The sequence below is a fragment of the Micromonospora carbonacea genome, from assembly GCF_014205165.1.
Lineage (GTDB): Bacteria > Actinomycetota > Actinomycetes > Mycobacteriales > Micromonosporaceae > Micromonospora > Micromonospora carbonacea.
In genome coordinates, this window is the sequence record NZ_JACHMZ010000001.1 from 3,192,460 (window position 1) to 3,215,119 (window position 22,660).

Below are 22,660 nucleotides of genomic sequence, written 5' to 3' on the forward strand. Positions count from 1 at the left end.
ACGGCAACCTCGAACAAGTGTTCGCGCGCCAGCATCCTCCATCGTGGACACATGTCGGTCAACCCGCACCAGTGGCGTCGCGTCCGCGCCTCCGTGCCCGTCGTCCTCGGGCGGCTGCTCGACCTCGTCGACGACGCCCCGCCCGATTGGCCCGCCACCGCGCACTGGACGGTGGCGGACACCATGGCCCACCTGTGCGGGGTCGCCGCGATGGGCCTGGCCCTGGTCCGGGGCGGGCCGCCGGACCTGCCGGTGCCCGACCTGCTCGAACTGCGCCAGCGCACCACGGTCGACACGATCTCGGTGATGAACGCCGAGGTGCTGCGGCACTTCACCGAGCGGCGGCTGCCGGCGCTGGCCGCCCGGCTGCGCGCCGACGTCGAGGAGGTGCTGCGGGCGGTCGACGAGGCCGGGCCGGAGCACGAGGTGTCCTGGCTCGGCGGGGCCCGGCTGCCGGTCACCGGCCTGCTGGCCCACCTGCTCAACGAGCTGAACCTGCACGCCTGGGACATCGCCCGGGCGGTCGGCCGGCGCTGGGTCGTCGATCCCGCCGACGCGGCGCTCTTCGTCGACCTGTTCATGGTGGACATGACCCGCCGCGGCTACGGCCGGCTGCTGGACCGCGACGGCCCGGTGCATCCGGGGACCGTCTCGGTGAACTTCCGGCACCGCTTCGGCCCCGAGGTGACGATGGCCCTGGCCGACGGCCGGGTGACGGTGGCGCCGACCGAGCCCCGTCCGGACGTCCGGCTCTCCTTCGACCCGGCCGTGTTCACCCTGATGCTGTTCGGCCGGGTGTCCCGGCCGCGCGCGGTCCTCGCCCGCAAGCTCTGGGTCGGCGGCCGCCGACCCTGGCTGCTGCCGGTCTTCCTGCGCACCATGCGCCTGCCGTCCTGACCTGGGCGGCCGCCCCGCCCAACCCGGTGCGGGGCGGCCGCGCCGGCCGGCTGGCGGCCGGGCCGGCGGCGAACGGCGGGGGCGCAACACGGAAGAAGTGCCCGCACGGCGACGGGTGCGACCGTGGGACGGACAAGGTCCACAAGACCGGAGAGCCTTCCCAAGGAGGACTGGTGACTGTAACCGAAACCCCCACGCGCGAGGAGATCCTCAGCCGCGTCGCCAAGGCCGAGCCGGTGCTGCGGGAGCACGTGGCCTGGTCGGAGGAGAATCGTCGCCTGCACGAGGCGACAGTCGAGGCGATGGCCGAGGCGGGGATCTTCCGGATGCGGGTGCCCAAGCGCTACGGCGGCTACGAGTGCGACGGTGCGACGCTGGTCGAGGTCGGCGCGGCCCTGGGCCGCATCGACGCCTCCGTGGCCTGGGTCGCGATGGTGAACTGGATCCCCACCTACCTGGTCTGCATGTTCCCCGACCAGGTGCAGGACGAGGTCTTCTCGACCCCCGACGTGCGGGTCTGCGGGACCAACGCCCCCAAGGGCACGATGGTGCCGGTCGAGGGCGGCTACCTCCTCAACGGGCGGTGGCCCTTCGTCAGCGGCGCGCACCACGCGCACTGGATGGAGGCGGCGGCCGTGATCCTGCGCGACGGCGCCGAGCCGGAGCCGGTGATGACCATGGTGCCGATGTCCGACATGGAGCTCGTCGACGACTGGCACACCACCGGGCTGCGCGGCTCGGGCAGCATCACGACGGTGGCCACCGACGTCTTCCTGCCCGCCGAGCGGGTCATCCCGCTGGGCGCGGCGCTCGCCCCGAACACGCTGTCGGAGACCAACCGGAACATCCCGATCTATTCCACCCCGGCCACGCTGGTCGCCGCGGTCTCCGGGGTCGGCATGCTGGTGGGGATCGCCAAGGCGGCGTGGGACACCTTCTTCGACCGGCTGCCCGACCGGAAGATCATCTACACCGACTACCCGAGCCAGGCGGAGGCCCCGCTGACCCACCTGCGGGTCGGCGCCGCCGCCCACAAGATCGACCAGGCGATGTTCCACGCCCGGCGGATCGCCGAGGTCGTCGACCACAAGGCGTTCAGCGGCGAGGCGTGGACGGTCGAGGAGCGGGTCCGGGTGCGCGCCGACCAGGGCGAGGCGGCCCGGCTGGCCAAGGAGGTCGCCGACACCTTCCAGATGGCCAGCGGCGGCACCTCCATCTACACCGACGTGCCGATCCAGCGCATCGTGCGGGACATCACGTCCGCCGCGCTGCACGGCCTCGTCGTCCCCGACGTCAACACCGAGCTGTACGGCCGGGTGCTGTGCGGGCTGGAGCCCAACACCCTCTACATGTGACGCCTGAGCGCCGCGCCGCCGCCCCCACCGCCGCCGCTGGGGGCGGCGGCGCGGCGCGGCGTCAGCCCACGGCGGTGGGGGAGGGCGTCGCGGTGCCGCCCCGGGGCGCCCGCGGGGTCATCAGCCGGACGATCTCCGCCCGGTCGGCCGCCGAGGGCAGGCCCCAGTCGGGACGGTAGCCGTACACCTCGCGCAGGGGAGTGGCCGAGGTGCGCCCGTCGAGGATCTCCACCGAGTCGGCGTCGATCAACCCCGGGTGCTCCACCCCGCACGCCTCGGCGACCCGCACCAGGTCCCGGCGCAGGGTCCGCAGGTAGTTCGCCGCCCGCACCGACTTGCGCGCCGGGTCCAGGCCCCGGGCCAGCCACGGGTGCTGCGTCGCCACCCCGGTCGGGCAGGTGTCGGTGTGGCACTTCTGGGCCTGGATGCAGCCGATCGCCAGCATCGCCTCCCGGCCCACGTTGACCATGTCGCAGCCGAGGGCGAACGCCACCACGGCGTTGTCCGGCAGGCCCAGCTTGCCGCCGCCGACGAACACCACCTGCTCGTGCAGCCCTCGCTCGGCGAAGACCCGGTAGACCCGGGAGAAGCCCTGCTGGAACGGCAGCGACACCGAGTCCGTGAAGATCAGCGGGGCGGCGCCGGTGCCCCCCTCGCCGCCGTCGACGGTGACGAAGTCGACCCCCCGGCCGGTGTCGCGCATCAGGTCGGCCAGCTCCGCCCAGAAGCCGAGGTCGCCGACGGCGGACTTGATCCCCACCGGCAGGCCGGTCTCGGCGGCCAGCAGCTCGACCCAGTCCAGCAGGCTGTCGCAGTCGGAGAACTCGGCGTGCCGGGACGGGCTGACGCAGTCGCGCCCCTGCGGGACGCCCCGGGTCGCGGCGATCTCCGCCGACACCTTCGCCCCCGGTAGCAGCCCGCCGAGGCTCGGCTTCGCGCCCTGGCTCAGCTTCACCTCCAGCGCCCGCACCGGCGCGCCGGCGACCAGGTCCCTGAGCCGGGCCAGGTCGAACCGGCCGCGCGCGTCGCGGCAGCCGAAGTAGGCCGTGCCGAGCTGGAACACCAGCTCCCCGCCGCGCCGGTGGTACGGCGACAGGCCGCCCTCGCCGGTGTTGTGCAGGCAGCCGGCCAGGGCCGCGCCCCGGTTGAGCGCCGCCACGGCGTTGCCCGACAGCGAGCCGAAGCTCATCCCGGAGATGTTGACCACCGACTCCGGCCGGAACGCCCGCGCCCGCCCCCGGGCCGCCCCGAGCACCTTCGCGCAGGGCAGCCGCACCTGCTGACCCGCCGTCGGCGTCGACGGCGGCACGGCCCGGCCGAACGTGCGGTGCTTGATGATCGGATAGCCGGCCGTGTACTCGATGTCGTTGTCCGTGCCGAACCCGAAGTAGTTGTTCTCCTGCTTCGCCGACGCGTACACCCAGCGCCGCTGGTCGCGGGTGAACGGCCGCTCCTCGTTGTTGCCGGCGACGATGTACTGCCGCAGCTCCGGGCCGAGCGACTCCAGCAGGTACCGGGCCCGCCCCAGCACGGGGAAGTTGCGCAGCAGGGCGTGGTCGCGTTGCAGGACGTCGCGGGCGGCGAGGGCCGCGACGGCGGCGGCGACGGCGGGTACGGCTCGGCGGGCCCATCTCATGCCGCCAGTCTCCCCGCACCCGCCGCCCGCCGCACGGTTCGCCCGGGCCCCGCCTCTCATCGCACCTGCCGCCGTCGGGATCGGATCCGGCCTGTGGATACCAGGGGTTGGACGCCATCGACCTCGCAGATGCGGCACGGTATGCTGCCGGCGTGGCGATGTTCCGGATCGGCGAGGCCGCCGAGCTGCTCGGCGTCAGCACCGACACGGTGCGGCGCTGGGTCGACGCCGGCCGCCTCGCCGCCACCCGCGACGCGCAGGGCCACCGGGTGCTCGACGGCGTGGACCTGGCCGCGTTCGTCCGGGCCGCGGCGGCCGCGCCCGAGGAACACGCCGAGCTCTCCTCGGCGCGCAACCGGCTGCGCGGCATCGTCACCGCCGTGGTCAAGGACACCGTCATGGCCCAGGTCGACATCCAGGCCGGGCCGTTCCGGGTCGTGTCGCTGATGAGCCGGGAGGCGGTCGACGACCTGGGCCTCGAGGTCGGCGCGCTCGCCATCGCGGTGATCAAGTCGACGACGGTCGTGGTGGAGCGGCCGACCGCTGCGAAAGGCAGGGCCGGCACGTGACCGCAGCGACGACCCGCACCGCCCTCGCCGGGGCGTTCGCCCTGGCCCTCGCCCTCGCCGGTTGCGCCGGCGGGGCCGACCAGCCGGGGGAGGGCGGCGACGGGGTGCGCGGCCCGGTCACCGTCCTGGCGGCGGCGTCGCTGACGGAGGCGTTCACCCGGCTCGGCGACGAGTTCGAGGCCGCCCACCCGGGCGCCACCGTCACGTTCGGCTTCGCCGGCAGCGCGGCCCTCGCCACCCAGGTCAACCAGGGCGCCCCCGCCGACGTGTTCGCCGCCGCGTCCCCGGCCACCATGCGCCCGGTCACCGACGCCGGCAACGCCGCCGACGCCCCGGCCACCTTCGCCCGCAACCAGCTGGTCATCGCCGTGCCGGAGGGCAACCCGGGGCGCGTCGGCGCGCTGGCCGACCTGACCCGGCCCGGGGTGAAGGTGGCGCTCTGCGCCGAGCAGGTGCCCTGCGGCGCGGCGGCCCGCACCGCCCTGGCCGCCGCCGGGGTGGCGCTCACCCCGGTCACCCTCGAATCCGACGTCAAGGGCGCGCTGGCCAAGGTCCGCCTCGGCGAGGTCGACGCCGCGCTGGTCTACCGCACCGACGCCACCGCCGCCGCGTCCCAGGTGGACGCCGTGGAGTTTCCCGAGTCGGCCCGGGCCGTCAACGACTACCCGATCGTCGTGCTGCGGCAGGCCGGCAACCCGACGGCCGCGCGCGCCTTCGTCGCGTACGTGCTGTCCGAGCGGGGCCGGGCCGCGCTGGCCGCCGCCGGGTTCCAGCCGCCCCGGGCCTGACCGCCGGTGGTACGCCCGCCCGCCCCGGCCCCGCGCCGCCGTGTCCCCGGCCGGCAGGCGCCCCTCGCCCTGTTCGTCCCCGCCGGCCTCGGGCTGGCGTTCCTCGTGCTGCCCCTGGCCGGGCTGCTCGCCCGCGCCCCGTGGGCCACCCTGCCGCAGCGGCTCGCCGCGCCGGGCGTGCTCACCGCGCTGCGGCTGTCCCTGCTGACCGCCACCGGAGCGACACTGCTCTGCCTCGTCCTCGGCGTACCCCTGGCCTGGGTGTTGGCGCGGGTGCGGTTCCCCGGCCGGCGGCTGGTGCGGGCGCTGGTCACCGTGCCGCTGGTGCTGCCGCCGGTGGTCGGCGGCGTGGCCCTGCTGTTGGTCTTCGGCCGCCGGGGCCTGCTCGGCGGCTGGCTCGACGCCACCCTCGGCGTCACCCTGCCGTTCACCACCGCCGGGGTGGTCCTCGCCGAGGCGTTCGTGGCCATGCCGTTCCTGGTCATCGCCGTCGAGGGCGCGTTGCGCGCCGCCGACGCCCGCTACGAGGAGGCCGCCGCGACCCTGGGCGCGGGCCGGTGGGCGACGTTCACCCACGTCACCCTGCCGCTGGTCGCCCCCGGGGTGGCGGCCGGCGCGGTGCTGTGCTGGGCCCGTGCCCTCGGCGAGTTCGGCGCGACGATCACCTTCGCCGGCAACTTCCCGGGCCGCACCCAGACCATGCCGCTGGCCGTCTACCTGGCCCTGGAGACCGACCTGGAGGCCGCCATCGTGCTGAGCCTGGTGCTGCTCACCGTCTCCGTGGCGATCCTCGCCGGCCTGCGCGACCGCTGGGTCACCGGCCCGTGACCGCCGCCGGGCCGCGCCGCCGCGCGGCCGGGACGCCGCTGCTCGACGCCCACCTCGCCGCCGACCGGGGCGGATTCCACCTGGACGTGGCGCTGCGGGTGGGCGCGGGGGAGGTGGTCGCGCTGCTCGGCCCCAACGGCGCGGGCAAGACCACCGCGCTGCGCGCCCTCGCCGGCCTGCACCCGCTGACGGCCGGGCATCTCACCCTCGACGGGGTCGACCTCGACCGTCCCGACGGGCGGGTGTGGGTCCCGCCCGAGCGCCGCCCGGTCGGCGTCGTCTTCCAGGACTACCTGCTCTTCCCGCACCTGAGCGCCCGCGACAACGTCGCCTTCGGCCCCCGGCGGCGCGGCGCGGACCGGCGCGCCGCCCGCGCCCTGGCCGACGCCTGGCTGGACCGGGTCGGCCTCGCCGGGCACGCCCGCCGCCGGCCCCGGCAGCTCTCCGGCGGGCAGGCCCAGCGGGTGGCGCTGGCCCGGGCCCTCGCCGTGGAGCCGACCCTGCTGCTGCTCGACGAGCCGCTCGCCGCCCTCGACGCCCGCACCCGGGTGGACACCCGCGCCGAGCTGCACCGTCACCTCGGCGCGCACCCCGGCGCGACCGTACTGGTCACCCACGACCCGCTCGACGCGCTGGTGCTCGCCGACCGGCTGGTCATCGTGGAGGGCGGCCGGGTGGTCCAGGAGGGGGACGCCGCGGCCGTCACCGCCCGCCCGCGCACCGACTACGTCGCCCGCCTGGTGGGGCTGAACCTGCACCGGGGCCACGCCGACGGCCACCGGGTGCAGGTCGGTCCGCTGGCCCTGACCGCCGTCGACCGCGTCGTGGGCGAGGCGTTCGTCGCGTTCCCGCCCGCCGCCGTCGCCCTGCACCCCGCCCGGCCCGACGGCAGCCCCCGCAACACCTGGCCCGCCACCGTGGTGGGGGTGCAGCGGCACGGGGACCACCTGCGGGTCGAACTGGGCGGGCCACTGCCGGTCTCCGCCGACGTCACCCCGACGGCCGCCGCCGCGCTGCGGCTGCGCCCCGGCCAGCAGGTGTGGGTGGCGGTGAAGGCCGCCGAGACCCGCGCGTACCCGGTGGGTTCCTGAGCCGGGCGGCGGCTCAGGCGGTCGACGCCTGCGCTCCGGTCGACCCGTGGCCGGCGCGCTGCCGCGGGGCGCGCTCCCGCGCGGCCGGCCGGCCGTGGCACCACTGCCGCTCCGGCGTCTCGCCCGCCGCGACCGCGAACGCGGTCAGGGCCGCGACCGCCTCCGGGCACCAGTGCCCGGCCGTGTCCGCGACGATGCGGGACAGCGCCTCCCTCCGCCGGCGGAACACCTCGTCGACCAGAGCGGCCCCCGCCGCGCTCAGCCGCAGCCGCACCACCCGGCGGTCGTCGGTCGAGCGGTCCCGCCGGAGGAGGCCCTTGGCGGCCAACCGGTCGCACATCCGGGTGCCCGCCGAGGGGGCCACGCCGAGCTCCGCGGCGATCTCCGCCGCGCGCTGCGGTCCCCGCACGGCCAGGACGACCAGCGTGCGGAGCTGCGACAGGGTGATCTCCGGGCCGGTCCCGGCCAGCGACCGGGTGGCCAGCCCGACGAGCGCGCCGCTGGCGGCCAGGAGCGCCGCCACGGCCTCGCCCTCGATGCCCGGCGGTGGATCGGCCATGGGTGGACCTCCGGCTGCGGTTCGGGCGGCAGGACACCATCATGGCAGCAGTTGATCCGTTTTGCGCAGTGACAGGCCGGAATGCGCGCCGCCCTGCGGGCCCGACGCCGCCGGGCGGGCCGGCCGTCGCCGGCCCGCCCGGCCGGGCTCGTCAGGGCCGCCGGAACGACTGCCGGACCACTCCGCCGACGATCGCGCACCACGTGCCCGTGTCGACCTTGCCGTGGGGCGGAAGGTTGTGCAGCCGCTGCACGTCCTGCACGGCGCGGCGGGTGGCGTGGTCGAACTCGCCGGTCACCGCCACGTCGGCGTAGCCCTTCGCGTTGAGGATGAACTGCGCCCCGCTGACCGGCGCGCCGCTGGCGCTGCGGTCCAGTTCGGGGGCGAGGGTCTCCCAGGTGGGCGCGGTGAGGGTGGCGTCCACGTCGACCGGGATGCCGTTGCGGGCCTGCCAGTCCTGGACGGCGGCGACGGTGGCGGCGTCGAAGGTGCTGTCGAGGGGCACCGCGTAGCCCCGGTGGGTGAGCAGGTACTGCACCACCCGCACCGAGGGGGAGCTGACGAACCGCCACAGGTCCGGCCAGCGCCGGGCCGGCACGTCGCCGTGGCGGGTGCCCAGCTCGCGGAAGACCCGCCGGCGCAGTTCGGGGAACTGCCGGTAGAACGCTGTTCCGGGGCACGCGGTGGTGCGGAAGTCCCAGTGGCCGAAGATGTCGTGGGCGTGCAGGCCGTACTGCCGGCCGATCGTGGCGCAGAGCCTGACCAGCGAGTCCAGCAGCGCCTCCGGCGGGGTCTCGTCGACGTACGTGCCCTCGTTCTCGATGCCGATGGCGCGCCCGTTCTCGCCCGGGCAGTGCGCCGAGACCATCTGCCGGTCGCCGGCGGCCAGCCGTTCCAGGCTGCCGTGCCGGCCCTCCAGCACGTAGCCGCCGCGGCTGACGGTGAAGTGCTGGCCGGTGTCCGACCAGCCGTTGCCGTCCATGTGCAGGTCCTGGCAGTCCCGGGCCAGCTTCACGGCCTGCTCGCGGGAGTAGTCGGTGACGTTCGGGAACGCCATGTGGTGCACGATGATCTTGTTGGTGGCGATCTCGCTGACCGAGAGGGGATCGGCCGGCGGCCGGGCGCCCCACTCGTCGCAGCCGATGACCCAGTCGAGGTCCGGGCCGGACGCCGCCCACGCGGAGGCGGGGGACGCGAGCTGCGTGCCGACGACGGCGACCGTGGCCGCGCCGAGCCCGGCCCGCAACAGGGTGCGGCGGTCGAGCTCCGGATGGTCGAAGTGCATGGCATCTCCTCTGTGGCCGACGACGGCGCGTGAGTGAAAAGGAGCTCCAGGGGCAGTGTGTGATGTGGAGGATATTGCCAAGCCGGGTCGGCGCGCCAGGGGCAACCGACGACTCGCCCCCCGGACCATTGCACCTAGTGTCCTAGGATGCCTTACGCGGTGTGACGCACACCGCCCCCTGACGCCCAACCGCAACACAAGAAACACCCAGACCCGAGGAAGCAACCGATGCGCCGATGGCCGACTGGACGACGCCGGTCACAATGAGCGGCGTCGGATTCGGGTGTGTCGGGCCAGCGGCCCGGGGGAGCGGTGGAGACCGTCGAATGAGCGCCAACAGCTGGCTGGTGTCCGGCTACACCGAGGTCCGTGAGTTGGGCTCGGGAGCATCCGGCCGGGTGGTGCTGGCCACCCACGACGCGACCGGCACCCCGGTCGCCGTGAAGTACCTCGTCGGCGGGCTCGGCGGTGACCCGTCGTTCCGTGAGTCCTTCCGCGCCGAGGCGCGCCTGCTGGCCGACATCGACGACCCGAACATCTCCCGCCTCTACGAGTACGTCGAGTCGCCCACCGGCGCGGCGATCGTCATGGAGCTGGTCAACGGCGTCTCGCTGCGGCAGATGCTGCGCGCCAACGGGCCGACCGGGCCGGAGGCGGCGCTCTGCGTCCTCAAGGGATCGCTGGCGGGCCTGGCGGCCGCGCACGACCGGGGCGTAGTGCACCGTGACTACAAGCCGGAGAACGTGCTGGTCACCGCTCAGGGGGAGAGCAAGCTCGCCGACTTCGGCATCGCCATGCCGATCGGCGGGGAGTCGACCACCATCGTCAGCGGCACGCCGCGCTACATGGCGCCGGAGCAGTGGACCGGCGCGGCGGCGGCGCCGGCCTGCGACATCTACGCGGCGACGGCGACCTTCTTCGAGTGCCTGACGGGCCGTCCCCCGTACGACGGGCGGAGCCTGTTGGCCCTGCGGGACCAGCACGCCAGCGCGCCGGTTCCCACCGATCCGGCTCCGCCGCCGGTGCACGAGCTGCTGCGCCGGGGGATGGCCAAGCGGCCCGACGAGCGGCCGCAGCCGGCGCAGGTCTTCCTCGGGGTGCTGGAGCAGATCGCGGGTGGGGCGTACGGGCCGGACTGGGAGGAGCGCGGGATACGGGAGCTGGCCCGGCGGGCCGCCCTGTTGGCGGTGTTGTTCCCGTTCCCGGAGTCCTCGGGCGGCGGCACGAGCGTGGCGAGCACGGTTCTCGGGTCGGACGCCGGTTTCGGCACCCGTCGGGAGATCCGCACCGGCCGGCGGATGCGGACGGGGCGGGCCCGTACGGCCCTGGTCGGCGGGGCGCTGGTGACGGCGGTGCTGGTCGGCGGCGTCGGTTATCAGTACGCCTCGGGTGCGGAGCCGGACGTGGCCGCGCCGGTCGATGCCGGTGGGCCGGCCGGTGCGGCGACGCCGGTGTCGGGTGGCGGGTCGGAGTCGGCGGCGCCGGAGGCCACGGTGGGTCCGTCGGGTGGCACCCCGACGCCCGCGCCGACGTCGGCGAGTCCGACGGTGGCGGCTCCGACCACGGGTGCGCCGGCCACGACGCGTCCGCCGTCGCCGACGAGCCGGCCCACCAGGACGGCGTCGCCTACCGCCAGTCCGAGTGTGAGCACGTCCTCGCCGCCGTCGGATGTCACCGCGCCGTCGGTGGGGTCGCCGAGCACGGCGTTGACGACGTTGGAGCCGGAGGGCTGCAAGTACGGGCCGAGGTCGACGTCGGTGACGGTGAGTGTGACCGACGATCGTTCGGCGGCGGGGGATCTGCGGGTGTCGTTCCGGTACACGGTGGGTCGGGTGTCCGCGTCGGTGGGCATGGCGTCGGTGGGGAAGGACGTCTTCCAGGGGACGTTGGGTCCGTTCGCGATGCCGGAGGCGGCGGTGCGCATTCCGGTGTCGGTCACGGCGGTGGATGCTGCGGGCAATTCGGCCGGGCCGGTCGGGCCGGTGTACGTGAGTCTTCAGCCGTTCTGTACGCCGGGTTGATCGCGGTGGTGTCGACGAGGTTGACGGAGGGGCGGCGTTGAGTAGTCCGAACGAGCCGACGGCGGCGGTGCCGGGCGTGGGTGCGGCGGGTGGGGTGGAGCCGACCGTGGGGCTGGGGCGCACCGTGGATCTGGGTCGGACGGTGGATGCGGGGCGGACGCAGGTGTTCGGGGCGGGTCCGGAGGCGACGGTGGCGGGTCCGGCGTCGGCGCGTACGGTCGGCGCTTCCATGGAGCCTGCGGTCACGGTCGCGCCGGGTGGCGAGACGCGGTTCGGTCCGGGGGTGCCGGTGGGGCCGCCGGTGGCGCCGGCGTGGCCGCAGCCGGGTTCGGGGCCGGGGGTGCGGTCGCGGCCGGTGTGGCGTCGGCTGGTGTCGGTGCTGTCCACCCTGCTGACGGTGGTGCTGTTGGTGGTCGTGGGGTTGTTCCTGTGGCAGCGGCTGAGTCCGTTGGAGATCGAGGGGGTCACGGTCGCGGTGGTCGAGCCGGCGGGGAGCCGGTGTGACGTGACGGTGGATGTGGTGGCGACGGTGCGGACGAACGGTAACGCGGGCACGATCCGTTACCAGTGGCTGCGTTCGGGTTCGCCGCCGGGTGCGATGGTCAGTGAGCGGGTCGGTCGGGGGCAGCGGTCGGTGGGTCTGCCGTTGAGGTGGTCGTTCGCGGGTGTGGGTTCGGCGCGGGAGACGGCGACGGTCAACATCGTGGAGCCGTCGGTGACGCAGGCGGGTACGGAGGTGCGGTACGCCTGTCGTGGTCGTTGAGGGTCGGGTCGGGGTGCCGTTTCCGCGCGGGTGGGTCAGGGTAGGGCGACGGGTTTGTCGGCTGTCCCTGGTGTGAAGGATCTGAGCGATGAGAGACGACTTCGGTGACGCGGTGGGTGACGTGCTGCGGGCGGTGCTGCTTTTCCTGCCCAGGGCGGTGGGGTTCGTGGTGGTCCTGGTGGTGGGCTGGTTGGTGGCCAAGGCGGCGGTGCGGGTGGTGGGCAGGGTGTTGGCGCGGGTCGGGTTCGACCGGGTGGTGGAGCGTGGGGGGATCAAGGCGGCGTTGGCGCGGTCGCCGTACGACGCGGGTGACGTCGTGGCGAAGCTGGCGTACTACGGGGTGCTGTTGGTGACGTTGCATGTGGCGTTCGGTCTGTGGGGGCCGAATCCGATCTCGGATCTGATCGCGGCGGTGGTGGCGTGGTTGCCGAGGGCGTTCGTGGCGATCGTGATCGTGGTGGTGGCGGCCGCTATCGCGCGGGCGGTGAAGGACATCATCAGCAGCGCGTTGGGTGGGTTGTCGTACGGGCGGGTGCTGGCGGGCGTGGCGTCGGTGTTCATCGTGGGGTTGGGGGTGATCGCGGCGCTGAATCAGGTGGGTGTGGCGACGGCGGTGACGACGCCGGTGCTGGTGGCGGTGCTGGCGACGGTGGGCGGGATTCTGGTGGTGGGTGTCGGTGGTGGGTTGGTGCGGCCGATGCAGAGTCGGTGGGAGTCGTGGTTGAGCCGGGCGGAGCGGGAGTCGCGGGTGGTGGCGACGCATGCGCGGGCGTATCGGGCGGGGCGGCGGGATGTGGCGGAGCGGTTGGCGGCGGCGGCTCCGCCGGTGGCCGGGGACGCCGATCGCACGCAGGTGGTGCCCCGGGTGGGTGAGGAGTCGGAGCGTACGCAGCCGGTGGGTCCGTTCGGGGGGTCGGAGGTGACGCAGCCGGTGCCGCCGTTGGGGCAGGGTTTCGGGGGGCCTGGGGCGGTGGTGGATGACGGGGAGGCGACGGTGGTGATTCGTCGGCCGGACGGGGGCGGCGTCGGCCGGTGAGGTGGGGTGGTTGGTTCAGTCCGGTTGTGCGTCGAGGTAGACCCAGCGGCCGTGTTCGCGGGTGAAGCGGCTGTGTTCGGTGAGGGTCGCGGGGCGGCCGGCTTGTCGGTAGTGGGCTTGGAAGGTGACGGTGCCGGTGCTGTCGAGCAGGCCGCCCCGGTCGGTGTGGAGGATGTCGAGTCGGGTCCACCGTTGGCCGGGTTCGGGGTGCAGGCGGCGGGGGCGGGTGGAGGTGTGCCAGCTGCGTAGCAGGTAGGCGGTGTCGCCGAGGGCGTAGGCGGTGTATCGGGAGCGCATGAGTGCTTCGGCGGTGGCGGCGTCGGCGTGGCCTCGGTGGAGTTTGCCGCAGCAGTCGGGGTAGGGCTGGCCGGTGCCGCAGGGGCAGGGGTCGGTTGCCGGGTTGCGGTGTCGTTTGGCCACGTGGTCATCCTGCCGTAGGGCGGCGAAAGGGCCGGCCCCGGTGGGGCCGGCCCTTTCTGGTGGTTGCGGGTCAGGAGGTGGCGTAGCCGCGGGTGGCGATCCAGTCGGCGAGGTGGTCGACGGTGATCCAGTAGCTGGCCTGGTCGGGGTTGGCCGAGTCGGCGATCTTGACGGTGTGGCCGTTGTCGCGGTAGCCGACGACGCTGATGTAGTGGCCGCCCTCGAAGGAGTGGGTGACGCCGTCGGTGTCGGTGGTGGTGCCGGCGATGTTGGCGACGACTGCGCGGCCGTTGTCGACGGTGCGGACGATGTCGGCCCGCAGGGTGTCGGTCTGCTTGTCGTCGGCCTTGTTGGTGCGGATTTCGACGCTGCGGTAGGCGTCGGCCTTGCCGGTCTCCTTGTTGAGCACGGGGGTGATGTCGTTGATGGAGTTGGTGCCGGCCTCGGTGGTGCCCATCTCCTTGGCCATGGTGTCCACGTCGATGTTCTTGCCCTGCACGCTCAGCGCGTTACGCGCCGCCGCCGGGCCACAGTAGAAGAAGTTCGGCTGCGCCTCGTAGCGCACGTCCAGCTGACGCTCACCCGCCGGCCGACGCTCGGCCTGCACCGACGCGGCGGCCCGCTCGGCGGGCGCGGGGGCGGCCTGCGCGGCCAGCGCGGGACCGGCGATCCCACCCGCGGTGGCGGCGACACCGGCGACGGTCAGAACGGTACGACGAATCAGATCGGTACGCATAACGGCGACTCCTCTGCTCGGGGGAGAAGACACGACGCCGCCCGGGGCGTCGCGGGAAGGATTCCGGGGACGCGCACCCGGCGGCCGGGGGGCCTGCTCGGGGCGTCGGGAGGGTGTAACGACCCCGGCCCGTCCACCATTCCCCGGCCCCGGGGATCCGGGCTCACGGAGCGGGGCTGACCGGGGGGTCGACCGGGGGGTCGACCGGGCGGCGGAGCCCCGGTCGCATGCCAGTTGCAACGCCCCCGCCCCGGGCCCGATTCCGTCGTCGCGGTGACCCGGGCCACGGGACGCGACGGCGCAAACCGGGCATCGGCCCGGGGTGGGGTGTCAGAGCCAGCCGGAGCGGCGGAAGAGTCGGTGCAGGGTCAGGGCGGCGGTGGCCATGAGCAGGAGTGCGCCGGCGTAGCCGTAGCGCCAGTGCAGTTCGGGCATGTGGGTGAAGTTCATGCCGTAGATGCCGGCGACGGCGGTTTGGGTGGCGGCGATGGCGGCCCAGGCGGCGATCTTGCGCATGTCGTTGTTCTGTTCGACGGCCAGTTGTGCCAGTCGGGATTGCAGGATCGAGTTGAGCAGGTCGTCGTAGGCGTTGACGCGGTCGACTGCGCGGGCGAGGTCGCCGTCGACGTCGGTGAACCAGCGGCGTAGGGCTGGGGGTGGGCCGTCGGTGGGTCCGGCGAGGGTGCGCAGGGGCGCCTGTGCGGGGAGCACGGCGCGTTTGAGTTCGACGATTTCTCGTTTGAGTTGGTAGATGTGCGCGATGTCGGCGGTGCGGTCGCGGGCGAAGACGGTTTCTTCGAGTCGTTCGAGGTCTGTTTCGACGTGGTTGGCGACGTCGAGGTACTGGTCGACCATGCGGGCGCAGATGGCGTACGCGACGGCCCAGGGGCCTTCGGTGAGGAGGGTGCGGCGTTGTTGGAGGTGGTGGCGGACGGTGGTGAGTGCGCCGGGTGCGCCGTGGCGGACGGTGACGACGAATCGGTCGCCGATGAAGATCATGATGTCACCGGTGTCGACGACCTCGGAGGTGTCGGTCAGTTCGGTGTGTTCGACGTAGGCGGCGGTGCGGAGGACGAGCAGGGTGGTGTCGTCGTGGCGTTGCAGGGTGGGTCGGTGTCCGGCGGTGAGGGCCTGGGCGATGTGGAGGTCGTCGAGGCCGAAGGTGTGTCCGACGGCGGTCATGACGGCGGGGGTGGGGTCGTGCAGGCCGAGCCAGACGAAGGCGCGCCGGTTGCGGCGGCTGTGGTGGTGGGCGTCGGTGTAGTGGGGGCGGCCGGGTTGGCGTTGGCCGTCGACGTAGACGGCGCAGTCGACGACGGCGTCGGGGTTGGTGGGGTGGGTGGCCGGTGGTGTGGTGGGGGTGGGGCGGCGTAGGGCGCGTCGGAGCAGGGTGGGCAGGGTGGTGCGCCACCGGGTCGTTGGGGGTCGTTGGTCCACCGGTCACCTCCGCTTTGCGGGGACTGCCGGCAACCGTAGGGGATCTTCGGTCGTGGTGGTGGGTCAGGGCACGGCGGTGGCGAAGACGACGATGTTGTCGGGGTAGGTGTGGTGGCGTTCGTCGAAGCGGCCGCCGCAGGTGATGAGGCGGAGTTGGGGGGTGGGGCTGGGGCCGTAGACGAGGGCGGTGGGGAATCGGGTCTTGGGGTAGGTGGCGGTGCGGTCGACGGTGAAGGTGGCGGTGCGGTGGTCGGCGCGGGTGATGTGGATGGGGTCGCCGGGTCTGAGTCGGCCGAGGTCGAAGAAGACGGCGGGGCCGGTCTCGCGGGAGTCGACGTGTCCGACGATGACGGCGTTGCCGGCTTCGCCGGGGCTGACGCCGGGGCGGTACCAGCCGGTGGTGGCGGGTGGGCCGGCTGGGGGGACTTCGAGTTGGCCGTGGGTGTCGGCGGCGACAGGGACGATGTCGGCGTGTACGTCGATGGTGGGGATGGTGATGCGCAGGGGGGTGGCGTGGGGCAGGGGTGGGGCGGGTTCGGTGGTGCGGGTGGTGGTGGCCGGGTCGGGTGGGGCGGGTCGTGGGGTGTGGGTGGTGGCGGCGGTGGTGATGAGGCCGAGTCCGGCGGCGGCGGTGAGGGCGGTCAGTGCGATGGCGGCCCGGGTGGTGTGGTGGGGGGCTGCCATGGGGGTGTCTCCTGTCGGGCCGGTGGGTGCCCGCGTCGGTGGTGGCCGGCGCGGGCACCCGTGGTTGGGGTGGTTCAGGCCGGTGCGGCGGTGCGGCGGCGTCGGCGGCGGGTCAGGATGAGTGCGCTGGTGGTGGCGGCGGCGAGGAGGGTGCTGCCGGTGGCGAGCAGGCCGGTGGTGTCGGTGTCGGTGCCGGTGCCGGCGGGTGCGGCGCCGATCGGGGTGACGGTGAAGGTGGCGCTGCCGGAGGTGCTGCCGTCGCCGCAGGTGGCGGTGACCGTGTAGGTGCCGAGGGTGAAGCCGGCGGTGAAGAGTTCGGCGCTGAGCCCGCCGCCGGCGGCGGCGGTGGTGGATCGGACGTTCTGGTCCCGGTCGGGGCCGGTGACGTGGAAGAGCGCGTCGCCGGATTTCGGGTTGCAGGTGGAGGTGAGCACGACGGTGCCGCCGACCGGGGTGGTCGCGGGTGAGACTGTGGTGTCGGCGAGGGCGGCGGCGGGGAGCAGGAGTGTGCCGAGGCCCGCGCCGAGCGCTGCCGATCCGAGAACTGACTGTGCCTTCATACGCGTCTTCCCTCACTTTTCGTCCGCTGTCGCGTGGGACGTCGTTCGGGTGGCCAACTCCGTGTGTAGCACCGGTGTGTCCCACCCTAGGAGGGTTGGGTCCCCGATCAGGTGGGATTGAGAATTCTTCGTTGCTGTCGTGTGGCGGCGGTGGTGGGGCGGTGTGGGCGGCCCGCCCGTGCCATGATCGTGATCATGGATACGGGGACGGTTGCCGCGGATGCGGCGGGCACGTGGCGGCTGGGTGATCTGACGGTCAACCGGATGGGTCTGGGCGCGATGCGGCTGACGGGGGCGGCGCAGGGGCGGCCCGGTGATCGGGGGCGGGCGGTCGGGGTGCTGCGCCGGGCGGTGGAGTTGGGGGTGAACCACATCGACACGGCGGCGTTCTACTTCTCGGCGTTGCGGTCGGCGAACGAGCTGATCAACACGGCTCTCGCGCCGTACCCGGAGGATCTGGTGATCGCGACGAAGGTCGGGCCGGGCAGGGACCCGTCGGGAGAGTGGTTGCCGTTGGCGCGGCCCGAGCAGTTGCGGGGGCAGGTGGAGGAGAACCTGCGGCAGTTGGGCCGTGACCACCTGGACCTGGTGTATCTGCGGCAGGCGGGCCTGGAGTCGGTGGCGGAGCATTTCGGGGCGTTGGCCGAGCTGCGCGAGGCGGGCCTGATCCGGCACCTGGGCATCTCCAACGTGCGTCCGCATCATCTGCCGCAGGCGCAGGCCGTCGCGCCGGTGGTGAGTGTGCAGAACGCGTACGGGCTGGGGTTCCGGCCGGGGCACGACCAGTTCGTGCGGGACTGCGCCGCGCAGGGGGTGGCGTACGTGCCGTTCTTCTCCCTGGCGACAACGGGCCGGGAGGCGGGCGTGGGTGGCGCGGAGCACGCGGAGGTCCGGGCGGTCGCCGCCGCGCACGGGGTGTCGGCGGTGCAGGTGCGGCTGGCGTGGACGCTGCGGCGGGGCCCGAACGTGCTGGCGATTCCGGGCACGGGTGATCCCGATCATCTGGTGGCGAACGTCGCGGCGGCGTCGTTGCGGTTGACCGACGAGGATCTGGCCCGCCTGGAGGTCGCGCACCGGCGCGGGGAGTGACCGGGGCGTCGTCCGCCGTGCCGGTCGGTGTCGGGTGGCGGCCGGTGGTGTGACAGCGTGTCGGGGTGGACGATGGCGCGCCGGTCGACGTGGACGTGGCCCTGGTCGGCGGCGGGGGCGCCGCGTCGCTGGTGTTGGCGGCGTTGGACCGGCGCGGGCCGGCGGGGTTGCGGGTCGCGGTGGTCGATCCGGTGCGCCGGCGCGGCCAGGACCGCACGTGGGCGTTCTGGGGTCGACCCGGTGGTGTGCTCGACGGGGTGCTCAGCGCCAGTTGGGGGCAGGTGGAGGTGGTGACGCCGGGGCGTCGGCGGGTGCTCGACCTGGCGCCGCTGCGGTATGCGATGGTGCGGTCGGCTCCGGTGTATGCGCGGGCGGAGCGGGCGGAGCGGCGGCTGGGGGCGGTGCGGTGCGACGCGGCGGTGGCGGGGCTCGACGACGACGGCACGCGGGTGGTGGTGCGTGGCGGGGACGGCGCGCCGTTGGTGCGGGCGTCGTGGGTGCTGGACTCGCGTCCCCGGCCGCCGGCGCGGCCGGGGCGGACGAGTTGGTTGCAGCACTTCCGGGGTTGGTGGGTGGCCTCGGAGACGGCGTTGTTCGATCCGCGGCGGGCGGTGTTGATGGACTTCCGCACGCCGCAGCCGGCGCGGGGGGTGTCGTTCGGTTACGTGTTGCCGGTCAGCGACCGGTTCGCGTTGGTGGAGTACACGGAGTTCTCCCCGGCCCGGTTGACCGGGGACGACTACGACCGGGCGTTGCGCGGTTATCTGCGGCGGCTGGGGTGGGATCCGGCGGCGTTGGTGGTGCGGGAGGTGGAGGACGGGGTGATTCCGATGACCGACGCGCCGTTTCCGCGTCGTCCTTCGCCGCGGGTGGTGCGGTTGGGCACGGCGGGTGGCGCGACGCGCCCGTCGACGGGGTTCACGTTCTCGGCGATGTTGCGGCAGGCCGAGCAGGTGGCGGCGGCGTTGGCGGGTGGGCGGGCGCCGGTGCCGGCGCCGGCGTATCCCCGGCGGCACCTGTGGATGGACGCGGTGGCGTTGCGGGCGTGGGACACGGGGCGGGTCGGTGGTCCGGAGTTCTTCGGCCGGTTGTTCGACCGTAATCCGGCGTCGCGGGTGTTGCGGTTCCTCGACGGGGAGACCGGGCTGGCGGAGGAGTTGGCGGTGATGCGGTCGAGTCCGTTGGCGCCGATGACGTCGGCGGTGGTGGGTGACGCGGTGGGCCGGTTGCGGGGGCGGCTGCGGCGCGCCGGTTGAGCCGGGCCCGGGGTCAGTCGGCGGCTGCGGCGACGGTGTCGCGGATGCGGGCCCGGAGGTGTTCCAGGGGGTCGCCGTCGCCGACGGCGAGGCGGTTGCGGGTCGCGGCGACGGTGAGGCCCCACCGGGGGTAGGCGAAGGCGAGGCTGCCGCCGCTGCCGGCGACACCGAATGATCCGTCGTCGTCGACGGCGTAGCCGAGGCCCCAGGTCGTTTCCCGGCCGAAGACCCATTCGGTGCCGCGGACGGCGGGGCGGGACACGGCGCGCAGCCGGTGCGGGGAGATCAGCCGTACGCCGTCGACGGGGCCGAGGAGCGCGGCGTACATGCGGGCGGCGGCGCGGGCGGTGAGGGTGCCGACGGCGGGCACGTCGACGGCGATCACGTCGGGTCGGGCGGCGAGGGTGGCGTCGGGGCGTACGCCGGGCGGGGCGACCCGGTCGAGGTGGGGTAGCTGGCCGGCGAACGTCTCCAGCATGGCCGACAGGTTGCCGTCTTCCATGCGGGCCGGGCCGGGTCGGGTGCTGGGGTGGACGCCGCAGAACAGTTCCCCGGTGACGCCGAGGGGCGCGGCGACGTCGTCGGTGAGGATGTCGCCGACGCGGCGGCCGGTGACGCGGCGGATCACCTCGCCGACGATCCACCCGAACGTCCACGCGTGGTAGGCGAGTTGGCGGCCGGGTGTCCACAGGGGCCGGGCGTCGGCGACGATGGCGCACATGTGGTCCCAGTCGGCGAAGTCGTCGAGGGTGACGTCGGCGGGCAGCGCCGGGATCCCGGCGGTGTGGGTGAGGGCGTGGCGCAGGGTGATGTGGCCCTTGCCGTGGCGGGCGAACTCGGGCCACACGTCGGCGATGCGCAGGTCGTAGTCGAGGTGCCCGCGTTCGGCCAGCACGTGCACGACGGTTGCGGTGAGCCCCTTGCCGGTGGAGACGCCGTAGACGGGGGTGGCGGCGGTCATCGGGCGGCCGGTGGTGGTGTCGGCGACGCCGGCGTGGACCTCGACGATCGGGTGGCCGTGCAGGTAGGCGGCGATCTGCACGCCTGCCTCGCGGCCGCTGGCGACGAGTTCGTCGACGGTGGCGTGGATCTCGGCCTGCAGGTCGGCGTGGCGGTCGGTCACGGTGGGCCAGCCTGCCAGAGCGGCGGTGCTGACGCCGCCGGTTTTCGGTGTCGCTTTTCGGTGTCGGTGGGGGCCGGGGCGCGCGGTAGGTTGCGGGGCATGGTGGATGCGGGGGCCGGCGGGGTCGTGGAGATCTGGACCGACGGGGCGTGCAGCGGCAATCCGGGGCCGGGTGGCTGGGGCGCGGTGCTGCGGTACGGCGGGCACGAGCGGGAGCTGTGCGGGGGTGAGGCGACGCCGACGACGAACAACCGGATGGAGTTGATGGCGGCGATCCGGGCGTTGGAGAGCCTGACGCGGCCGGTGCCGGTGCGGTTGCACACCGACAGCACGTACGTGCGCAACGGCATCACCGGGTGGTTGGCCGGGTGGAAACGCAACGGGTGGGTGACGGCGGCGCGGCAACCGGTGAAGAACGCGGACCTGTGGCAGCGGCTGGAGGCGGCGTGCGCCCGGCACGAGGTGACCTGGCTGTGGGTGAAGGGACACAACGGGCATCCGGAGAACGAGCGGGCCGACGCGTTGGCCGGTCGGGGCATGGCGCAGGCGCGGTCGGGGGCGCCGGCGACCGGCCGGGGGTGACGTTGCGTCACGGTGAGGGGTTGTGCCGCGGCACCCCAGGTGGGTAACGTTGCGGATCGATAGCGTTACCCTCGGTTGTCACGGGAGGTGTCCGCGTGACCGCGACCGCCGCTACCGACCTGCCCCTCTGGCCGGCGTCCACTCTCGACCATGGTCCGTTCGCGCTGCTCGACGAGGAGCAGCGGCACCGGCTCGTGGGGCCGGTGACCCGGGTCCGGCTGCCGACGGGCGTGCCCGCCTGGCTGGTCACCCGGCACGCCGACGTGCGTCAGGTGCTGCGCCACCCCGGGTTCAGCGCCGACCTGGAGCGTCCGGGGTTCCCGCTGGTGCGTCCGCTGCCCCCGCAGTCGGAGTCGGGCCGGCAGGGCGCTTTCATCCGGATGGACGGTGAGGAACACTCCCGGCTGCGCCGGATGCTCACCGCCGAATTCATGATCAAGAATGTGCGGCGGATCGAGCCGTTGATCCAGCAGACGGTCGACGGGGCGTTGGCCGACCTGGCGGCGGCCGGCCCGCCGGCCGACCTGGTCGAGACGTTCGCCCTGCCGGTGCCGTCCATCGTGATCTGTCACCTGCTCGGCGTCCCCTACGCCGACCACGACTTCTTCCAGGTCCGCAGCCGCACCCTGCTGGACCGCAGGACGTCGCCGGAGGTGTTCCGCGCCCACGCGCAGGAGCTGCGCGACTACCTGCACGAGCTGGTCGTCGCCCGGCGCGGCGACACCGGCGGCGACGACCTGATCAGCCGGCTGGTGCGCGACCGGGTCGTCACCGGGCAGCTCACCGTCGACGAGCTGGTCGGGATGGCCCTGCTGCTGCTCGTCGCCGGCCACGAGACCACGGCCAACATGATCGGCCTGAGCACCCTGCTGATGCTGCGCGAGCCGGGCCGCTTCGCGGCGCTGCGTCAGTCCCCGCACCGGGCGGCGGACCTCGTCGAGGAGCTGCTGCGCTATCTCAGCGTGGTCCGCACGGGGCTGCCCCGGCTGGCTCTGGTCGACGCCGAGATCGGCGGCCAGGCCATCCGGGCGGGGGAGGGCGTCATCGCGGTGCTGTCGCTGGCCAACCGCGACCCGGGGGTCTTCGACGACCCGGAGGAGTTCGACCCGTACCGGCAGGCCCACCAGCACCTCGCGTTCGGCTTCGGGGTGCACCAGTGCATCGGCCAGCCGCTGGCCCGCGCGGAGCTGCGCATCGCCCTGCTGGGGTTGGCCGACCGTTTCCCGACCCTGCGGGCCGAGGTCGGGCCGCAGCAGGTGTCGACCCGCGACACGTCTGTCGTGTTCGGCCTCAACAGCCTGCCGGTGACCTGGTGAGCCAGGTGGGCGTGGTGCGGGTGGCGGTGGACCGGGGCAGCTGCTGCGGGTCCGGCAACTGCGTGGTGGCCGCCCCGGAGGTCTTCGACCAGGACGACACCGACGGGCTGGTGCTGCTACTGCGGCCCGACCCGCCGCCGGAGGCGGCCGACCGGGTCCGGCGGGCCGTCGAGACGTGCCCGGCGGGCGCCATCCACCTCACCTCGACGACGGGACCCTGACCGCGCCGGGCCGCCCGGCGGGGGGCCGCCACCCAGGCCACCTCGCACCGGCGGGTCGCGCTCAGCCGGCGACGGCGGCGCCGACGGTTGACGCCGCCGACACCACCGGCGGGCGGCACCGTCGCCGGGGTCAGCCCTCGCGGGACGGGTCGGCGGCGCCGGAGACGGCGTCGACGTCGTAGCCGGCCCGGCTGGTGTCCCGGGCCGGGCGGGCCTGCTCCGCCGGCAGGTCGGCGAAGTCGTCCCCGCTGTCGGCGCCGCTGCGCACCGAATCGCCCGGCGGGCGCAGGGACGCCTCCATCGCCGGCACACCGTCCGGCTCGTCGGTGCTGGCCCGGTCGACGCGTCGTTCACTGGTCATGGGACAGTCGTGCCCGGCTGACCGGCCGGCAAACGTCCCGGCGGGCG

General features: G+C 74.2%; 24 protein-coding genes. 14 read left to right on the forward strand and 10 right to left on the reverse strand.

Annotated features, from left to right (window positions below; translation table 11 throughout):
- The first annotated feature begins 51 nt into the window (after positions 1-51).
- On the forward strand, positions 52-897 hold the full coding sequence (locus HDA31_RS13790; RefSeq protein ID WP_178065377.1) for a maleylpyruvate isomerase family mycothiol-dependent enzyme: 846 nt from the start codon (positions 52-54) through the stop codon (positions 895-897).
- A 173-nt stretch (positions 898-1,070) separates the two neighbouring features.
- Positions 1,071-2,252 (forward strand): acyl-CoA dehydrogenase family protein, encoded by a 1,182-nt coding sequence (locus tag HDA31_RS13795; protein ID WP_178065378.1) that lies wholly within the window; start codon positions 1,071-1,073, stop codon positions 2,250-2,252.
- Between the two features lie 61 nt (positions 2,253-2,313).
- Here HDA31_RS13795 and HDA31_RS13800 read toward each other — a convergent pair whose 3' ends face one another.
- A complete protein-coding gene (locus tag HDA31_RS13800) occupies positions 2,314-3,888 on the reverse strand; it encodes an FMN-binding glutamate synthase family protein (protein WP_178065379.1) in 1,575 nt (524 codons plus the stop codon).
- A gap of 152 nt (positions 3,889-4,040) precedes the next feature.
- Here HDA31_RS13800 and HDA31_RS13805 point away from each other — a divergent pair, with 152 nt between their 5' ends.
- The 4 genes from HDA31_RS13805 to HDA31_RS13820 are packed head-to-tail and all read left to right on the forward strand — an operon-like array spanning position 4,041 to position 7,164.
- Positions 4,041-4,457, forward strand: a complete 417-nt coding sequence (locus HDA31_RS13805) for a TOBE domain-containing protein (protein ID WP_178065380.1) — start codon at positions 4,041-4,043, stop codon at positions 4,455-4,457.
- On the forward strand, positions 4,454-5,245 hold the full coding sequence (gene modA, locus HDA31_RS13810; protein WP_178065381.1) for a molybdate ABC transporter substrate-binding protein: 792 nt from the start codon (positions 4,454-4,456) through the stop codon (positions 5,243-5,245). Before HDA31_RS13805 ends, modA begins: the two co-directional genes overlap by 4 nt.
- A 6-nt stretch (positions 5,246-5,251) precedes the next feature.
- Positions 5,252-6,073, forward strand: a complete 822-nt coding sequence (locus HDA31_RS13815; RefSeq protein WP_178065382.1) for an ABC transporter permease — start codon at positions 5,252-5,254, stop codon at positions 6,071-6,073.
- A complete protein-coding gene (locus HDA31_RS13820) occupies positions 6,070-7,164 on the forward strand; it encodes an ABC transporter ATP-binding protein (RefSeq protein ID WP_178065383.1) in 1,095 nt (364 codons plus the stop codon). The genes HDA31_RS13815 and HDA31_RS13820 overlap by 4 nt, the downstream gene beginning before the upstream one ends.
- Positions 7,165-7,177: 13 nt before the next feature.
- On the opposite strand, the gene HDA31_RS13825 is transcribed toward HDA31_RS13820, so the two are convergent.
- Positions 7,178-7,723: a MarR family winged helix-turn-helix transcriptional regulator gene (locus HDA31_RS13825; RefSeq protein WP_178065384.1), complete on the reverse strand. Its 546-nt coding sequence runs from the start codon at positions 7,721-7,723 to the stop codon at positions 7,178-7,180.
- 151 nt (positions 7,724-7,874) lie between these two features.
- Positions 7,875-9,008, reverse strand: a complete 1,134-nt coding sequence (locus HDA31_RS13830) for a peptidoglycan recognition protein family protein (protein ID WP_178065385.1) — start codon at positions 9,006-9,008, stop codon at positions 7,875-7,877.
- 326 nt (positions 9,009-9,334) lie between these two features.
- Between HDA31_RS13830 and HDA31_RS13835 the strand changes: the two genes are divergently transcribed.
- The 3 genes from HDA31_RS13835 (at position 9,335) to HDA31_RS13845 (ending at position 12,828) form a co-directional block, all read left to right on the forward strand.
- Entirely contained in the window at positions 9,335-11,029 is a 1,695-nt protein-coding gene (locus HDA31_RS13835; RefSeq protein ID WP_178065386.1) for a serine/threonine-protein kinase, read from the forward strand.
- A 37-nt stretch (positions 11,030-11,066) separates the two neighbouring features.
- Positions 11,067-11,792, forward strand: coding sequence for a hypothetical protein (locus HDA31_RS32970; protein ID WP_281370185.1), 726 nt, complete (start codon positions 11,067-11,069; stop codon positions 11,790-11,792).
- An 88-nt stretch (positions 11,793-11,880) separates the two neighbouring features.
- Positions 11,881-12,828, forward strand: a complete 948-nt coding sequence (locus HDA31_RS13845; RefSeq protein ID WP_178065387.1) for a mechanosensitive ion channel family protein — start codon at positions 11,881-11,883, stop codon at positions 12,826-12,828.
- 15 nt (positions 12,829-12,843) lie between these two features.
- Here the strand turns inward: HDA31_RS13845 and HDA31_RS13850 are convergent, their stop codons facing one another.
- The 5 genes from HDA31_RS13850 to HDA31_RS13870 form a co-directional block, all read right to left on the reverse strand.
- A complete protein-coding gene (locus HDA31_RS13850) occupies positions 12,844-13,248 on the reverse strand; it encodes a YchJ family protein (RefSeq protein WP_178065388.1) in 405 nt (134 codons plus the stop codon).
- Between the two features lie 70 nt (positions 13,249-13,318).
- On the reverse strand, positions 13,319-13,984 hold the full coding sequence (locus HDA31_RS13855) for a C39 family peptidase (protein ID WP_178065389.1): 666 nt from the start codon (positions 13,982-13,984) through the stop codon (positions 13,319-13,321).
- A gap of 330 nt (positions 13,985-14,314) precedes the next feature.
- Entirely contained in the window at positions 14,315-15,421 is a 1,107-nt protein-coding gene (locus HDA31_RS13860; RefSeq protein WP_178065390.1) for a magnesium and cobalt transport protein CorA, read from the reverse strand.
- A 63-nt stretch (positions 15,422-15,484) separates the two neighbouring features.
- Positions 15,485-16,105: a class F sortase gene (locus tag HDA31_RS13865; RefSeq protein ID WP_178065391.1), complete on the reverse strand. Its 621-nt coding sequence runs from the start codon at positions 16,103-16,105 to the stop codon at positions 15,485-15,487.
- 74 nt (positions 16,106-16,179) lie between these two features.
- Positions 16,180-16,665, reverse strand: coding sequence for a hypothetical protein (locus HDA31_RS13870; protein WP_178065392.1), 486 nt, complete (start codon positions 16,663-16,665; stop codon positions 16,180-16,182).
- Between the two features lie 195 nt (positions 16,666-16,860).
- Between HDA31_RS13870 and HDA31_RS13875 the strand changes: the two genes are divergently transcribed.
- Together HDA31_RS13875 and HDA31_RS13880 are read left to right on the forward strand one after the other, a co-directional pair.
- A complete protein-coding gene (locus tag HDA31_RS13875) occupies positions 16,861-17,754 on the forward strand; it encodes an aldo/keto reductase (protein ID WP_178065393.1) in 894 nt (297 codons plus the stop codon).
- Between the two features lie 65 nt (positions 17,755-17,819).
- On the forward strand, positions 17,820-19,010 hold the full coding sequence (locus HDA31_RS13880; RefSeq protein ID WP_178065394.1) for a lycopene cyclase family protein: 1,191 nt from the start codon (positions 17,820-17,822) through the stop codon (positions 19,008-19,010).
- 13 nt (positions 19,011-19,023) lie between these two features.
- On the opposite strand, the gene HDA31_RS13885 is transcribed toward HDA31_RS13880, so the two are convergent.
- Complete coding sequence (locus tag HDA31_RS13885; RefSeq protein WP_178065395.1) at positions 19,024-20,133, reverse strand: serine hydrolase domain-containing protein; 1,110 nt, start codon at positions 20,131-20,133, stop codon at positions 19,024-19,026.
- 99 nt (positions 20,134-20,232) lie between these two features.
- Here HDA31_RS13885 and rnhA point away from each other — a divergent pair, with 99 nt between their 5' ends.
- From rnhA to HDA31_RS13900, 3 genes are all read left to right on the forward strand, one after another.
- Positions 20,233-20,715, forward strand: coding sequence for a ribonuclease HI (rnhA, locus tag HDA31_RS13890; protein ID WP_074476357.1), 483 nt, complete (start codon positions 20,233-20,235; stop codon positions 20,713-20,715).
- 95 nt (positions 20,716-20,810) lie between these two features.
- Positions 20,811-22,031: a cytochrome P450 gene (locus HDA31_RS13895; RefSeq protein WP_178065396.1), complete on the forward strand. Its 1,221-nt coding sequence runs from the start codon at positions 20,811-20,813 to the stop codon at positions 22,029-22,031.
- Entirely contained in the window at positions 22,028-22,252 is a 225-nt protein-coding gene (locus tag HDA31_RS13900; RefSeq protein ID WP_376701383.1) for a ferredoxin, read from the forward strand. Before HDA31_RS13895 ends, HDA31_RS13900 begins: the two co-directional genes overlap by 4 nt.
- A 130-nt stretch (positions 22,253-22,382) precedes the next feature.
- Here HDA31_RS13900 and HDA31_RS13905 read toward each other — a convergent pair whose 3' ends face one another.
- Positions 22,383-22,613 carry a hypothetical protein gene (locus tag HDA31_RS13905; protein ID WP_074476360.1) on the reverse strand — a complete coding sequence of 77 codons (231 nt, stop codon included), beginning with the start codon at positions 22,611-22,613 and terminating at the stop codon, positions 22,383-22,385.
- Positions 22,614-22,660 lie beyond the last annotated feature (47 nt).

Coding starts and splice junctions, on each gene's coding strand:
- HDA31_RS13790 (WP_178065377.1), top strand. CDS start 52: ATGTCGGTCAACCCGCACCAGTGGCGTCGCGTCCGCGCCTCCGTGCCC.
- HDA31_RS13800 (WP_178065379.1), bottom strand. CDS start 3,888: ATGAGATGGGCCCGCCGAGCCGTACCCGCCGTCGCCGCCGCCGTCGCG.
- HDA31_RS13825 (WP_178065384.1), bottom strand. CDS start 7,723: ATGGCCGATCCACCGCCGGGCATCGAGGGCGAGGCCGTGGCGGCGCTC.
- HDA31_RS13830 (WP_178065385.1), bottom strand. CDS start 9,008: ATGCACTTCGACCATCCGGAGCTCGACCGCCGCACCCTGTTGCGGGCC.
- HDA31_RS13835 (WP_178065386.1), top strand. CDS start 9,335: ATGAGCGCCAACAGCTGGCTGGTGTCCGGCTACACCGAGGTCCGTGAG.
- HDA31_RS13845 (WP_178065387.1), top strand. CDS start 11,881: ATGAGAGACGACTTCGGTGACGCGGTGGGTGACGTGCTGCGGGCGGTG.
- HDA31_RS13855 (WP_178065389.1), bottom strand. CDS start 13,984: ATGCGTACCGATCTGATTCGTCGTACCGTTCTGACCGTCGCCGGTGTC.
- HDA31_RS13865 (WP_178065391.1), bottom strand. CDS start 16,105: ATGGCAGCCCCCCACCACACCACCCGGGCCGCCATCGCACTGACCGCC.
- HDA31_RS13870 (WP_178065392.1), bottom strand. CDS start 16,665: ATGAAGGCACAGTCAGTTCTCGGATCGGCAGCGCTCGGCGCGGGCCTC.
- HDA31_RS13875 (WP_178065393.1), top strand. CDS start 16,861: ATGGATACGGGGACGGTTGCCGCGGATGCGGCGGGCACGTGGCGGCTG.
- rnhA (WP_074476357.1), top strand. CDS start 20,233: ATGGTGGATGCGGGGGCCGGCGGGGTCGTGGAGATCTGGACCGACGGG.
- HDA31_RS13905 (WP_074476360.1), bottom strand. CDS start 22,613: ATGACCAGTGAACGACGCGTCGACCGGGCCAGCACCGACGAGCCGGAC.